Source organism: Ureaplasma canigenitalium ATCC 51252, assembly GCF_000712165.1.
GTDB lineage: Bacteria > Bacillota_I > Bacilli_A > Mycoplasmatales > Mycoplasmoidaceae > Ureaplasma > Ureaplasma canigenitalium.
Window position 1 is genome coordinate 15,397 of record NZ_JONZ01000005.1, and the last position, 13,537, is coordinate 28,933.

Consider the following 13,537-nt stretch of genomic DNA (forward strand, 5'->3'; position numbering starts at 1 on the left):
TACTATCTAGTTTCAATCTTCTTATTCGCAACTGTCTTACGAGGTCCCTTACGAGTTCTCGCATTTGTCTTTGTTCTTTGACCACGAACTGGTAGGTTACGTCGGTGACGCATACCACGGTATGAACCAATTTCCATTAATCGTTTGATATCCATCGCGATGGTACGACGAAGGTCACCTTCAATTTGTAGCTTTTCGCCATTCATTTTAACGAATTCTAGAGCATACTTACGGATATCAGCGATTTGTTGTTCACCAAGATCTTTTACTCTGATGTTTTCATCTATATTAGCTTTTTTTAAAATTTGACTTGCTGTTGATTTTCCTATACCAAAAATATAGGTAAGGGAAATTACAACACGCTTGTCATTTGGAATATCTACTCCTAAAATACGTGCCATGCTCTAAGCTCCTATCCTTGACGTTGCTTGTGTTTTGGGTTGCTACATATTACACGGACAACACCACATCGTTTAACAATTTTGCAATCCTTGCAAATTGCTTTTACACTAGCTCTTACTTTCATAAAAATTTCCTTTATATATTAGGTTGGTTTTTTAAAGGTATCACGGTGACGATATGTAATTCTTCCACGTGTTAAGTCATAAGGACTAAACTCAACATCGACTGTATCACCCGGTAAAATATTGATTTTGTGGACTCGCATTTTACCTGATACGTGGCCGTTCACCATAATATCATTTTCAAGAAGAACCTTGAAGTTCCCACCTTGAAGGACTTCAACGATTTTTCCTGTCATTTTTATTTTTTCATCTGCCATTTTATCCTCTTTTATTCAGTTAAAACTAAACAGCCATCGTCAGTCACTAGTATCATATGTTCTCAATGACATGTGATTTCTTTATTTTTTGATTTGACAGATCAATGGTCAAGGGGATCAATAAAATATTGATTACTCCCTTTTAGAATCATTGGTTCAATACAGATTACCATATTTGGTTCAAGAATAACACTCGGTGCAAACATTGAACGATAATTGAAGATCATTGGATCTTCATGGATGTTATTACCACATCCGTGTCCACAAAAATCACGTAGTATATAGTAACCCTGACCTTCGACATAATTTTGAATCGTCTTTGAAATTTCTTTAGTATTTATTCCAGGACGAATCATTTTGATTGCTCTGTTTAGTGATTCAAGACAAACATCAGAAATGTTTTTTGCTTCTACATTGTTGCCGAAAATAATAGTGAAGGCCGCATCACAGTAGTGATCCATATACTTCACTCCGACATCAAATGTAACCTTGTCATTTTCCTTAATGACATAATCGGTTGGGACTCCATGAATGACGCAATCATTCACTGAAATACAAATATGACCCTTAAAACCAAGATATTGATAAAAAGCAGAAGTTCCCCCGTTTTCTGTAATCACACGGTCAGCAAGAGCATCGAGTTCAAGTAAAGTTGAACCAACTTTAGCCTCTTTGATAATGGCCTCACGGGCAATTTTTCAAATTCTGCAAGCTTCTTTTATTTTCTTAATATCATCTTCGGTTTTAATAATAACCATAAGTACCTTCTTTATTTTAGATATTGATTAATCTCGTTATACATTGACGTGATATCTTGGTTCGCATTAATTCTTACAAGCTTTTGTTCTTTTTCGTAGTACTCAATCAACGGTAGAGTTAATTCGTCAAATTCTTTAAACCGATGAAGAACTGTATCGATGTTATCATCATCCCGTTTAACAAGGGGAATATGACAGTGGTCACAGTATCCTTCTTTTTTTGGTTTGATGAAATAAATGTTGTAAATAAATTTACACTCTGGACATGACACCCTACCAGTTAATCGCTTAACTAAGATATCCCGATCAATGTCAAGATAGAAGGCATAGTCAAGCGAACAATAAGTATCAAGGTATTCCGCTTGTGATACACGGCGCGGGTAACCATCGAGAACAAATGACTCATTTTTTAAGACAAGCGGGTGGACTGTATCATAAATAAATTTGTTTGTAATTTCATCTGGTACAAGTTTACCCTGTTTTAAAATTCCGTCAATTTGTTCCTTTAATGGACTATTCGTTTCGAGTACTTTTCGGAATAAATTACCTGATGAAATATGCATTAATTTATTTCGTTCAATTAACAAGTTGGAAATCGTACCCTTTCCAGCTCCTGGTGCTCCAATTAATATAATTTTCATAATTTCTTATCTACCATAAATTCGATGATTTACTATTTTTACTCTCATCATCTTTATTAATAATAATATTAGTTTCAATTTCTTTTCGTTGATATGCATAATTTGTAGAAGTCGAAGTTGAAACGATTGCATTTCATAATTCAAGAGTCGCACTAACCATAATAATTAGTGAAGTTCCCCCGAAAATTTGGCCACTCTGAATAACCGGAACTCCATTATTAATCTGTTTCGCAATCAAGGAAACAAGGTGGGGAAGACTAGCTAGGAAACTTAAGATTGGAGCTCCTAACCAATTAATCCGGTAGATTACTCGATTTAGGTATTTTTCGGTATTGATTCCAACTAAAATCCCGGGGATAAATCGACCACTCTTTTTGATGTCCTCAGACATCCTTGGAGGATTTAATTGAACATAACTAAAGAAAAAGGTAAAAAGGAAGATTAATCCGACATAGATGGCAAGACCACTTCATGAATCAATAATAAAATAGTTTTGAATAATGGAATAAGCATTTGAATTGTGATCAAGAAATTCCGATACTTGGGCTGGAATGCTTAAGATTGTTGATGCAAAGATGACTGGCATTACCCCTGCGGTCATAATCTTAATCGGAAGGAAGGGAAGTTTTCTATGATCAAGAATTAAAGCTTGACCAGTTTGCTGAATCGGGATTTTACGTGTGCTGTTATTTACAAAAATAACACCAATTAAAATAATCAAGTAAAAAAGGACATAAAGGATAAAACCGATAACTTGTGCTATTCTTTGGGTTGTAACAACACCTAAGTTAGTAAAGATGCTACTAAATTGATTAAATAACCCAGCAACAATCCCACTTAAAATTAATAAGGTAATACCATTACCAAGACCTTTTTTAGAAATTAGGTCAGCAAGAAAGAGACTAACATAAGTTCCAGCTACCATAAGGAAGATATAAGTCACATAAAAAAGTGGAGAATCTTTCGCAAACGGTGCACCTTCAATGCTAAAAAACTGGTCATTTCGAGATAGCAAGTTAATAATGACAACAGCCTGCATTACTGCAAGTGGGAGAGTAATGATTCTTGTAATAACCTCAATCTTCTTTCGACCACGTTCACCGCTCTTCTGCAATTTCGCAAGCGGAGGAATTAATTCAGTCGAAAGAAGTTGCATAATAATTTGAGCTGTAATATACGGGCCAATCCCAATCGCAAACATACTAAGTTGAGACAATCCACCCCCGCCAAGTAAGTTAACAATACTAAAGAAAGATCCTTGCTGACGGAAATTTTGGTTTAGTTGGATAAATGGCATTGGGATAACTGAACCGATACGGAAGAGAATTAAGATAACAATAGTTGTAAAAAGAGCAAGCATTGTTTTTTTATTCTTAATAATCTCAATAAAGGTCTTTCAACCACTATTTTTTTGTTTTTTCTTATTCATAACGACTATTTAAAAAACGATAAAAGCTAACGCTATAAGACGTTAGCTTCACTTTTAGCATCCTTAATTGCTAGAAGTGCACCTTTTGAAAAACTGTTCGCATAAACTTTAACCCCTTTTAGACCAAGTTTATTTCCAATTACCTTAATCGGAGCTTTTTTGTGATTAATTAGCCCTTTTTCAAGATAAAAATCAACATTGAATTCTTTAATATTTTCATATTGACCAAGGTGATTTAAGTTGATGATATTAATTTGTTTCTTAAAACGGTAGTTTGAAAAACCAACCTTTGGTGTTCTTCGGTAAAGAGGAGTTTGTCCCCCCTCAAAAGCAAGACGTACTAGACCTGACTTACGAGCTTTTTGACCATCTTGACCACGACCAGAAGTCTTCCCAAGACCAGACCCATGACCACGACCAACACGTTTTTGTTTATGATTTCTTGATCCAGGAATGTATGATAAATTATTTAATTGCATAACAAACTCCTATAAATCTTTCAATTCTTTATCACGTAACTTCGCAATCTCAGATGGTGTTAATTGTTGGGTAAGACCATTAATTGTTGCCCGAATTACATTCATTGGAGAGTTACTACCACGTGATTTGGTATAAATGTCAGTAAATCCTGCAAGTTCAACTACAGCACGGACTGGACCACCTGCGATGATTCCTGTCCCTTCAGGAGCTGGTAGAAGCATAACTTTTGCCGCACCATGGTGACCAATAACATTATGGAAGACAGAACCTTTTTTTGTTTGTTTAATTTTAAAAAGGTTGTTGTTCGCGTTCTTGATTGCTTTTTTAATCGCATCAGGAACTTCCATTGATTTCCCCATTCCAAAACCGACAGTTCCTTTTTTATCTCCGATAACAACAAGAGCACTGAAACGCATCATTCGTCCACCTTTTGTTGTTTTTGAAATACGCTTAATCTTAACAACACGTTCTTCAAAATTAGAAGCAATTGTTTCGCGTTTAAATGGTTTCTTACTTTCGTTTCCTGGTTTTTTTAGATTGTTATTCTTTTCAGGAACTTGTTCGTTAGCTTTTTCTTCTAATAACACTTCTTTGGCTTCTTTAATACCGTCTTCAACCATTGCTTTGTCATTAGTTGTTAGTTCATTAATATTTTCCATCATAAGCTTTCCTTTCCTGAAATTAGAATTCGATTCCGTTTTCTCTTATGCTATTCGCAAGAGCTTCGATTCGTCCAATGTATTTTGAACCATTCTTTTGGAAAATGATTTTTGAAACATTTAGTTTCTTCATTTTCTTAGCAATATCAATACCAACTAGTTTCGCATTTTCAGCATTTCCGTTTTTAAGTTTAAGTTGTACTGATGATGATGATGCAATTGTGATGTTTTTATTGTAGTCGACAAGTTGAACAAAAATGTGAGCATTAGTTTTATTTACGATTAATACAGGTTTATCGTTAGCAAGTTCAAGGTTACGAATCTTATTATGAAGACGACGCGCTCTTAAACTTCGTTGTAATGTTCTTGAAAAATTACTTCTTTTCATAAATTAAACTCCTATATTATCCTACTTCTTCTTGTCAGCAGTCTTACCTGCTTTACGTATAATTCGTTCACCTTTATACATCACACCTTTACCCTTATATGGTTCAGGTTTTCTCATTAAACGGACACTAGCCGCGAAAGCTCCGACCGCAGCTTTATCAGCTCCTTGAATTGAAATTTCTGTAGCTGATGGAGCATCGACCTTTAGACCAGTTGGAATATCAAGAACAACTGGGTGGCTAAAACCAAGACCTAAATTTAGTTTACTTCCTTCTACCTTTGCTCTAAAACCAACACCTTTGATGTCAAGTTCTTTCTTTCATCCTGTTGTAACCCCAATAAGAGCGTTGTTAATGTTCGCGTTGACCGTTCCGTGAAACATTCTTGTTTGCTTTTCATCATTCGTTCTAGTTACTTTAATAGTGTTGTTTTCAACAATCACATTAATTAAACCTACTGGATAGTTAACAGTGATAGTTGAGTTACCCTTAATAGAAACAATGCCATTCATAACAGAAACTTGAACATTATTAGGTATATTTAATACACGATTACCAATACGAGACATAAATGTACCTATCAAACATAAGCGATGACTTCACCGCCGACGTTTTCCTTTCTTGCTCTCTTATCTGACATTACTCCTTTTGAAGTTGTAATGATAGCAACTCCAAGACCATTAAGTACCTTGGGAAGTTCCGCTGCTGTCGCATAAATCCGTAAACCTGGTTTTGAAATTTGTTTGAACCCATTAATCGAAGAAGTAATGTGGTTCTTATATTTTAATTTCACAATCGTAATTGATTTGTTAGGTCCTTGTTTCTTGTGTTCAAAAGATTTGATATATCCTTCTTCTACAAGTAATTCTAAAATGTTTGTCTTTAACTTAGAAGAAGTAAAGCTAACTTCTTGTTTGTGCATCTTACGACCGTTGTTAATCTTCGTAATTAATTCTGCAATTGGATCGTTTAACATTCCTTACCCCTCCTATCATGAAGCTTTCTTAATTCCTGGAATAGCACCAGCATATGCTAGGTCACGGAAGCATAGACGACATACCCCGAATTTACGGTTAACAGCATGCACTCTTCCACATCTAAGACATCTTGTGTAAGCACGTACACTAAACTTCGGATGACGTTTTTGCTTTTCAATTAGTGATTTCTTGGCCATACTTACTCTCCCTTAGCTCTTTGGAACGGCGCACCTAGTGCTTTTAATAATGCTCGTGCTTCTTCTTTACTGTTAGCATTAGTAACAAAGGTAACATTAAATCCACGAACTGATCTTACATCGTCATAAATGACTTGTGGAAAAATAATTTGTTCTTTAATTCCAAGGTTATAGTTACCAAAACCATCAAAACCGTTATTCGAAATCCCTTTAAAGTCACGTACTCGTGGAAGAGCAATGTTAAATAAAGTTTCCATAAAGGCTCACATTTTTTCACCACGAAGAGTAACTTTTGCTCCAATACCTTGTCCAGCTCTTAGTTTAAAGGTAGCAATTGATTTTTTCGCTTTCGTAATAACTGGTTTTTGACCAGTAATTAAGATTAGTTCATTAACCGCAGCTTCAAGGTTTTTGCTATCTTGTACAGCATTTCCAATCCCTGCATTAATGACAATTTTTTCTACCTTAGGAATTTGCATCACAGAAGTATATTTGAAATTTTTAAATAATTCTGGAGCAACGTTTTTAATATAGTGTTCTTTTAAAAATGCCATTAAAAATTATCCTTTCTACTTCTTTGATTCAATTTCATTATTTGTTTTTCTTGTGACACGGATTTTCTTTCCTTCTTTGTTTAGTTGGAATTTAATCTTAGTCGCTTTTCCTTTGTCTTTCCCTTTAGGATCGACAAGAGCAAGTTTTGATAGACGAATTGGAGCTTCTTTTTCAATAATTCCAGCCTTATCATGACTTTGGTCACGTTTTTGGTGACGTTTTACTTTGTTAACATTTTCAACAACAGCCATTTGGTTTTTAAGATCAACAGCAAGAACTATTCCCGATTTGTTTTTGTTCTTACCAGCAATGACAATAACAGTATCACCTTTTTTAATTCTGTTCATTATATACTCCTTTCCTATAAAACTTCTCGTGCAAGGGATGCTATTTTTGTGTAACCCTTATCTCTTATTTCCCGTGCGACAGGTCCGAAGATCCGACTACCACGTGGAGTTTTGTCATCCTTGATAATGACACAGGCATTTTCATCGAACTTAATAAGAGCACCTGACTCACGACGAATTGCTTTCTTGGTTCTTACAATCACCGCTTTAGCCATCTGTCCTTTGCTAAGCATTCCTGTTGGAGTGGCTTTTTTTACAGAGACAATAACGATGTCACCAACAGTTGCATATCTTCTCTTTGAACCACCAAGAACCTTGATGACACCAACTTCACGTGCACCAGTATTGTCAGCTACATTAAGTCTTGACATAAATTGAATCATAATTTCTTAATCTCCTATCCTTAACTTAACGTGCTCTCTCGATAATTTTTGAAATTCTTCAACATTTTGTAGCACTTAATTTTCTTGTTTCCGTAATTTCAACCTTATCACCTAATTTAGCATTATCGTTTTCGTTATGAGCTTTGTATTTCTTATGAGTAATAACAAGTTTACGATAAATTGGGTGTTTTGACTTAGTTTCAACAGAAACCACAACTGTTTTAAGCATCTTATCAGAAACTACAATCCCCTCTAGGGTTTTACGTCGTGTACGTTCCATTATTTAATATCCCCTTTTTCATTAGATAGTGCTCTTTCATTTAAGATGGTTAAAGCACGAGCGATTGTTTTTCTTATTTCTTTCATAGTATGAAGCTTATCAGTTTCACCATTACTAGCTTTAAAACGAAGATGTAGTAACTTTGCTTTTAAATCAGATACTATATTTTTAAGCTCAACATCATTCTTCTTACGTAAATCTACAGCAATTGAACTCATTATTGACTAGCTCCTTCCCTTTTGACAATCTTTCATTTAATCGGTAATTTATTACCAGCAGCTCTAAGTGCTTTTTTAATCATTTCTTCTGAAACATTAGCCATTTCAAACATAATAGTTCCAGCTTTAACAACAGCTACTCACTTTTCAGGTGAACCTTTACCTGAACCCATACGAACTTCAAGTGGTTTCTTTGTTAGCGACATATGTGGAAAAATACGAATTCACATTTTTCCTGTTTTAAGTAGACGCTTTGAGATAGCAATACGTGCCGCTTCAATTTGTCTTTGGTCAATTCATGCACCCTCAAGTGCTTGTAAACCATATTCACCAAAAGCAACATAAGTGTTACCTTTTGCTTTACCTTCATAGCTAACTTTGTGTGGTTTACGATATTTAGTACGTTTTGGTTGTAACATAATCTACTCTCCTTACTTATTAGCTATCGCTGGTTTCTTCGACTTAGCAACTTGAACACCTGCTGTTTTTGGTTTTTGGTTCTTAAAGTTACCTCGAGGATTGTTTCGTCCTCATTTCTTATTCTTATCACTAACCCGGTTGTTTGCATGGAATGTATTATTAACTAGTTTATTTCCAAATAACTCACCACGGTTAATTCAAACCTTAACACCAATGATACCGTATGTAGTAAGTGCCTCAGCTAATGCATAATCAATGTCAGCACGTAAAGTATGAAGAGTAAGAACACCATGTGAATACCCTTCACTACGTGCCATTTCAACACCACCAAGACGACCTGAAACGTGCGTCTTAATTCCCTTAGCACCTGCTTTAAGTACTTTCTTAATAGCCATTTTTTGAGCAGTTCTAAATGAAACACGGTTCGCAATGGCATCAGCAATTTCTTGAGCAACTATTGTAGCTTGTAGTTCAGGGGCAACAACATCCATTACCTTCACTGAAACCTTTTTGCTTCTTCCAACAATTTTGTTAATAGCAAGTTCAATGTTCTTAATTTCAGCACCTTCAGTTCCTATAAGGATACCTGATTGAACAGCATAAATATATAATTGAACACGTTGTTGATCACGTTCAATTTCAATGTGGTCAACCACGGCGTGTTTGTATTTACTTTTAATATATTTACGAATCTTGTCATCTTCAACAAGTCATTGACCCATTTGGTTTTTATCTTGCGGTACTCAACGAGATATTCACTGTTTATTAACACCAAAACGAAGTCCATTTGGATTTACTTTTTGACCCATATTAATTTTCTCTCCTAAGTCCTATTTAAGATACTGGAACCCACTAGGTCCTTTTGTCATATTTAAATCAGCTAAATCTTTTGGTTTACTATATTTAAATGTTTGCTTTGAAATGTAAGCATGAGCACGATCTTTACCATCATAGTAAGCATCGTAATCCTTCTTTTGAATAACAGATTGCTTACCATACTTCTTTCAAAGTGTAGAAACAGCACCTTCATCAAATTTCAATAAGTCGAATTCTCCGATAACTTTTTTAACAGGAGCTGTTACATAAACAAGAACACGTTTAATTTGGTTAGCAGGCATCATCTTATAGAAAAGAACATTCTTATCCCCTTCATCAAAAAGCACTTTGCTTACCTTTTCTGATACCGAAATAATGATATTTTCAGTAGTTATTTCCTTACCTTGATCATCTTTTTGATCAACAACTTTTAATTGCTCTTGTTCACGTTTAAGAACTTCTGGATCGATAACTTGTTCAACCTTTTTTGTCTCTTCTTTTTTAGGTTGTTTTACTTCTTGTTTCTTCTCTATCTTAGTTTTCTTCGTGTCTTCTTTTTTTAAAGATGAAACAACTTGATTATTTTCTTCCTTCTTCTTGCCGTTGTTATTAGCCCGAAGAGTAATCTTTTCCTTAATCTTTTGTAGTTGGTTTTTTCGTTCGTTTACATCGTCACTAAGTACAATTTCAAGATGAGTAGTACGTTTAAAGATTTGATCAGCCGAACCCTTCGCTCTTGGTAATGTTCTTTTAATAGTGGGACCTTGATTTGCGAAGATTTCATAAACATAAAGTTTATTAGGATTCATGTCCTTTTGGTTGTGAGACACATTTGAAATCGCAGAATTTAATAATTTAAGAGTGATGGCTGCAAACTTCTTATGTGTATTCTTTAAAATTCTAATCGCTTCACTAACCGGTTTGTTTCTAATTAAATCAATTACAAGTGAAGCTTTACGATGCGAGATTCGGATATTTCTTTGAATAACTCTTGATGTCATTTTAATGTTCCTTTCTTTTAACGTTTAGCTTCTGTATGCATCTTGAAGTTTCTTGTTGGAGCAAATTCTCCTAGTTTATGACCAATCATATCTTCCGTCACATAAACTTTTATAAAAGTTTTACCGTTGTGCACTTCAAATGTTAAACCAACGAAATTAGGGAAGATTTGACTTCGTCTTGATCATGTCTTAATTGGTTTTTTGGAGTTACTACTTACCGCTACATCAACTTTTTTTAAAAGACTTGGTTCGCAATAAGCACCTTTTTTTGAGCTTCTAGACATAGTTTAATCCTTCCTAAATTACTTACGACGTCGAACGATCAATGCCGTTGATGCCTTCTTCTTATTTCGAGTTTTAACACCCATGTGACGCTTACCTCATGGAGTTCTTGGAGCATCCATCCCAATAGGAGAACGTCCTTCCCCACCACCGTGTGCGTGGTCGTTAGGGTTCATTGCTGAACCACGAACTGTTGGTCTTACCCCTAGGTGACGAGATTTACCTGCTTTACCTAGGTTTTCCAGGTTGTGCTCATCGTTTGAAACAATACCAATTGAAGCACGACATTCTTTACGAAACTTTCTTACCTCTCCGCTATTTAATTTCACAAGTACATACTTCTTAGTTTCATCAAAACCAAGAATTTGTGCGGAAGCACCAGCACTACGTGTAATTTGTCCACCAGCACCTGGATTAAGTTCAATGTTGTGCACCGAAGTACCTTCAGGGATAAATTCAAGTGGTAAGCTATTACCAAGCAGAATATCTATCTTACTATCGCTTCCGCTAATTACCTTATCTCCCACTTTTATTCCCTTAGGAGCTAGAATATATCTCTTTTCCCCATCGGCATAAACAACTAGGGAAATAAATGCTGTACGGTTCGGATCGTATTCGATACTTTTGATTGTTCCCGGGATATTATCTTTATTACGTTTAAAGTCAATTAGACGATATTTTTTCTTATGTCCACCACCGTGGTGTCGTGTGGTAATTTTTCCTTGGTTATTTCGTCCTGCCTTCTTGCTTAATGTTACAAGTAATGACTTTTCAGGTTTGCTTGTAGTTAGGACTGATTTGTAATCAACAACAACTGTCTGTCTTTTCCCACTACTATGATTTTTAATGCGTTTAACTGCCATATTGTCCTCTTTCAAAATTGAATCTTGGTTATCGACAAGTTATATAACTACTTAGCTTCTTGCTCTTCTTGGTTAATTTTTTGACCAGCAGGTAATGTTACATATGCGATTTTCTTTAATTTTGTAAACCCAGGAGTTCTTGTACCTGTTCTAATTTTCGCTGGCTTACGATTTAAGGTATTAATCTTTTCTGGTTTAATTCCAAAAATAGCAACGAATGCTTGTCTTATTTGATGTTTATTTGCTTTTTTATCAACAAGGAAGGTAAGAACTTGTTTTTCACTATTTTTAAGGGTATAAGATTTTTCTGTGTTATAAGGAGACTTAATAACTCTTGTAATATCCATCTTAGTAACCTACCTTTCTTTGTAGATGTTCAATAGTTTCTTCAGCTAGGATTAAAACATTAGCATGCATAATATCTCGCACTGAAACTTGATTTCATAACTTCACATACACTTTTTCAAGGTTGTTAGCTGATTTCATAATATTAACTGTGTTTGTGTTTTCATCAAGCACTAGTAAAATTTTCTTATCAGTTAGATTTGTGTTATTAAGAAATTCAACAATTGTTTTTGTGTTTGGTTTTGAAAGACTCGCATTCTTTTCAAGACCGTAGATGTTTTGGTCGTTAAGTTTAAGAGTAAGAGCCGATCTTAAAGCTAATTGGTAAACCTTAGTGTTTACTTTCTTTGTGTAGTTTCGGTTTGGTTTCGGACCAAAGACAACTCCCCCACCAGTTCATTGTGGATTACGTGTTGAACCAGTACGAGCACGACCTGTGTGCTTTTGACGTCAAGGTTTTTTACCACCCCCACGAACTTCACCTTTTGTTAGGGTACTATGTGTCCCTTGACGTTCAGCAGCATTCTCAGCAATAACAGCATCGAACATTGCTTGACGGTGTGGTTCTTCTGTAAATAAAACACTATTTAGTGTTAAATTTGACTTTACCGCACCATTAATATCAAATACTTTAATACTTGTCATGGCTTGCTCCTATTTACTTACTTCGTTTTCACTGGCTTTATTTTGTTTACTTGTAAGGTAATTAACAATTTGCGGATCTACCTTAATGTAATCAGTTTTTTTGCTAGCATTGATTCTTACCATACTACCCTTAGGACCTGGAATGGCACCCTTAACAATAATTAAGTGATCATCTTTTCTAACATCAAGAACTAATAAGTTTTTGATTGTCACTAGTTCGTGTCCGTAGTGACCAGGCATCTTAGTTCCTTTAAATACACGTTGTGCTTGAGAACCCCCACGCCCTTTCGCAATCGAACCAATATAACGGTGTGGATACCCAGCACCGTGTCCCATTGGTCCCATGCTAAAGTTATGACGCTTAATTGAACCGGTAAAACCATGACCTTTTGTGATAGCTTGAACATTAACAAGTTCACCATTTTCGAAAATTTCAACACCAATTTGGTCACCAATGTTACCTTGACCGTTTCTTACTTCTTTAACATATTTTTTGGGTTCACTTTTCGCTTTTTTAAATTGACCAAGATCTGGTTTGTTTAGTGACTTTTCTTTAATTGTTAAATATCCAAGTTGGATAGCATCATAACCATCTTTCGCTTTAGTCTTTACATTAAGCACTTGGTTAGGTTCAATGTGAATGACTGTCGCAGCTATTGCTTTACCATCTGTACTAAAAACTTGAGTCATTCCAATTTTAGTACCCATTAATGATTTCATATTCTTCTCCTTTGAAAATAAAAGTTATCCTAAAGTTTGAATGTCACTTCAACACCAGACGGGATAGATAAACGCTTTAGAGATTCCATAGTCTTAGGTCCTGCGTTTTCAATGATGACAAGACGTTTATGAGTTCGTCTTTCAAATTGTTCACGACTAGATTTATTAACATGTGGTGATCTTAAAATCGTAAAGATTTCTTTTTTCGTAGGAAGTGGAATTGGACCCCTAATTTTAGCACCAGTAGTGTTTGAAATATTAACTATCGTACGAACTGTATCATCTAATAAGCGATGATCGTATGATTCAAGTCGAATTCTTAATTCATGATTCATATTATTGTTGTCTCCTTTG

26 protein-coding genes are annotated in these 13,537 nt (G+C 35.1%); all 26 read right to left on the bottom strand.

The genetic code is table 4. From position 1 onward, the window contains the following. Nucleotides 1-2 precede the first annotated feature (2 nt). Genes rpsM through rpsJ form a run of 26 tightly spaced genes read right to left on the bottom strand, consistent with a single transcriptional unit; the run spans nt 3 to nt 13,518 of the window. Nucleotides 3-401, bottom strand: a complete 399-nt coding sequence (rpsM, locus tag T416_RS0101260) for a 30S ribosomal protein S13 (RefSeq protein ID WP_031489019.1) — start codon at nt 399-401, stop codon at nt 3-5. Between the two features lie 11 nt (nt 402-412). Further along, entirely contained in the window at nt 413-526 is a 114-nt protein-coding gene (gene rpmJ, locus T416_RS0101265; RefSeq protein ID WP_031489020.1) for a 50S ribosomal protein L36, read from the bottom strand. 18 nt (nt 527-544) lie between these two features. Further along, nucleotides 545-781 (bottom strand): translation initiation factor IF-1, encoded by a 237-nt coding sequence (gene infA / locus T416_RS0101270; RefSeq protein WP_031489021.1) that lies wholly within the window; start codon nt 779-781, stop codon nt 545-547. Between the two features lie 11 nt (nt 782-792). Continuing rightward, nucleotides 793-1,539, bottom strand: coding sequence for a type I methionyl aminopeptidase (map, locus tag T416_RS0101275; RefSeq protein WP_031489022.1), 747 nt, complete (start codon nt 1,537-1,539; stop codon nt 793-795). An 11-nt stretch (nt 1,540-1,550) separates the two neighbouring features. Next, complete coding sequence (locus tag T416_RS0101280; protein ID WP_031489023.1) at nt 1,551-2,180, bottom strand: adenylate kinase family protein; 630 nt, start codon at nt 2,178-2,180, stop codon at nt 1,551-1,553. A 10-nt stretch (nt 2,181-2,190) separates the two neighbouring features. Next, nucleotides 2,191-3,609, bottom strand: a complete 1,419-nt coding sequence (gene secY / locus T416_RS0101285) for a preprotein translocase subunit SecY (RefSeq protein ID WP_031489024.1) — start codon at nt 3,607-3,609, stop codon at nt 2,191-2,193. Between the two features lie 32 nt (nt 3,610-3,641). Further along, the gene (rplO, locus tag T416_RS0101290; protein ID WP_031489025.1) at nt 3,642-4,088 is read right to left on the bottom strand and encodes a 50S ribosomal protein L15; all 447 of its coding nucleotides are present in this window, start codon (nt 4,086-4,088) and stop codon (nt 3,642-3,644) included. A gap of 9 nt (nt 4,089-4,097) precedes the next feature. Further along, a complete protein-coding gene (rpsE, locus tag T416_RS03500) occupies nt 4,098-4,748 on the bottom strand; it encodes a 30S ribosomal protein S5 (protein ID WP_408645044.1) in 651 nt (216 codons plus the stop codon). A 22-nt stretch (nt 4,749-4,770) separates the two neighbouring features. Further along, the gene (rplR, locus tag T416_RS0101300) at nt 4,771-5,136 is read right to left on the bottom strand and encodes a 50S ribosomal protein L18 (protein ID WP_031489027.1); all 366 of its coding nucleotides are present in this window, start codon (nt 5,134-5,136) and stop codon (nt 4,771-4,773) included. Nucleotides 5,137-5,157: 21 nt separating this feature from the next. Then, nucleotides 5,158-5,703, bottom strand: a complete 546-nt coding sequence (gene rplF / locus T416_RS0101305; protein WP_031489028.1) for a 50S ribosomal protein L6 — start codon at nt 5,701-5,703, stop codon at nt 5,158-5,160. Nucleotides 5,704-5,711: 8 nt separating this feature from the next. After that, nucleotides 5,712-6,110 (bottom strand): 30S ribosomal protein S8, encoded by a 399-nt coding sequence (rpsH, locus tag T416_RS0101310; RefSeq protein WP_031489029.1) that lies wholly within the window; start codon nt 6,108-6,110, stop codon nt 5,712-5,714. A 12-nt stretch (nt 6,111-6,122) separates the two neighbouring features. Then, the gene (locus tag T416_RS0101315; protein WP_031489030.1) at nt 6,123-6,308 is read right to left on the bottom strand and encodes a type Z 30S ribosomal protein S14; all 186 of its coding nucleotides are present in this window, start codon (nt 6,306-6,308) and stop codon (nt 6,123-6,125) included. Nucleotides 6,309-6,310: 2 nt separating this feature from the next. Next, a complete protein-coding gene (gene rplE / locus T416_RS0101320; RefSeq protein WP_031489031.1) occupies nt 6,311-6,862 on the bottom strand; it encodes a 50S ribosomal protein L5 in 552 nt (183 codons plus the stop codon). A 15-nt stretch (nt 6,863-6,877) separates the two neighbouring features. Continuing rightward, nucleotides 6,878-7,210: a 50S ribosomal protein L24 gene (gene rplX / locus T416_RS0101325; protein WP_031489032.1), complete on the bottom strand. Its 333-nt coding sequence runs from the start codon at nt 7,208-7,210 to the stop codon at nt 6,878-6,880. A gap of 14 nt (nt 7,211-7,224) precedes the next feature. After that, a complete protein-coding gene (gene rplN / locus T416_RS0101330) occupies nt 7,225-7,593 on the bottom strand; it encodes a 50S ribosomal protein L14 (RefSeq protein ID WP_031489033.1) in 369 nt (122 codons plus the stop codon). 25 nt (nt 7,594-7,618) lie between these two features. Beyond that, nucleotides 7,619-7,873: a 30S ribosomal protein S17 gene (gene rpsQ, locus T416_RS0101335; protein ID WP_031489034.1), complete on the bottom strand. Its 255-nt coding sequence runs from the start codon at nt 7,871-7,873 to the stop codon at nt 7,619-7,621. Then, nucleotides 7,873-8,091 carry a 50S ribosomal protein L29 gene (rpmC, locus tag T416_RS0101340; RefSeq protein ID WP_031489035.1) on the bottom strand — a complete coding sequence of 73 codons (219 nt, stop codon included), beginning with the start codon at nt 8,089-8,091 and terminating at the stop codon, nt 7,873-7,875. The genes rpsQ and rpmC overlap by 1 nt, the downstream gene beginning before the upstream one ends. Next, nucleotides 8,091-8,510 carry a 50S ribosomal protein L16 gene (gene rplP, locus T416_RS0101345; RefSeq protein WP_031489036.1) on the bottom strand — a complete coding sequence of 140 codons (420 nt, stop codon included), beginning with the start codon at nt 8,508-8,510 and terminating at the stop codon, nt 8,091-8,093. The genes rpmC and rplP overlap by 1 nt, the downstream gene beginning before the upstream one ends. A 12-nt stretch (nt 8,511-8,522) precedes the next feature. Further along, nucleotides 8,523-9,320 (bottom strand): 30S ribosomal protein S3, encoded by a 798-nt coding sequence (rpsC, locus tag T416_RS0101350; RefSeq protein WP_031489037.1) that lies wholly within the window; start codon nt 9,318-9,320, stop codon nt 8,523-8,525. A gap of 21 nt (nt 9,321-9,341) precedes the next feature. Next, a complete protein-coding gene (rplV, locus tag T416_RS04090) occupies nt 9,342-10,328 on the bottom strand; it encodes a 50S ribosomal protein L22 (protein ID WP_031489038.1) in 987 nt (328 codons plus the stop codon). Nucleotides 10,329-10,345: 17 nt separating this feature from the next. After that, nucleotides 10,346-10,612 carry a 30S ribosomal protein S19 gene (gene rpsS, locus T416_RS0101360; protein ID WP_031489039.1) on the bottom strand — a complete coding sequence of 89 codons (267 nt, stop codon included), beginning with the start codon at nt 10,610-10,612 and terminating at the stop codon, nt 10,346-10,348. An 18-nt stretch (nt 10,613-10,630) separates the two neighbouring features. Further along, complete coding sequence (gene rplB / locus T416_RS0101365; protein ID WP_031489040.1) at nt 10,631-11,473, bottom strand: 50S ribosomal protein L2; 843 nt, start codon at nt 11,471-11,473, stop codon at nt 10,631-10,633. A 47-nt stretch (nt 11,474-11,520) separates the two neighbouring features. Beyond that, nucleotides 11,521-11,820: an uL23 family ribosomal protein gene (locus T416_RS0101370; RefSeq protein WP_031489041.1), complete on the bottom strand. Its 300-nt coding sequence runs from the start codon at nt 11,818-11,820 to the stop codon at nt 11,521-11,523. A gap of 1 nt (nt 11,821) precedes the next feature. Then, nucleotides 11,822-12,463 (bottom strand): 50S ribosomal protein L4, encoded by a 642-nt coding sequence (gene rplD, locus T416_RS0101375; protein WP_031489042.1) that lies wholly within the window; start codon nt 12,461-12,463, stop codon nt 11,822-11,824. A 9-nt stretch (nt 12,464-12,472) separates the two neighbouring features. Then, nucleotides 12,473-13,183: a 50S ribosomal protein L3 gene (gene rplC, locus T416_RS0101380; RefSeq protein ID WP_031489043.1), complete on the bottom strand. Its 711-nt coding sequence runs from the start codon at nt 13,181-13,183 to the stop codon at nt 12,473-12,475. Between the two features lie 29 nt (nt 13,184-13,212). After that, nucleotides 13,213-13,518, bottom strand: a complete 306-nt coding sequence (rpsJ, locus tag T416_RS0101385) for a 30S ribosomal protein S10 (RefSeq protein WP_031489044.1) — start codon at nt 13,516-13,518, stop codon at nt 13,213-13,215. Nucleotides 13,519-13,537 lie beyond the last annotated feature (19 nt).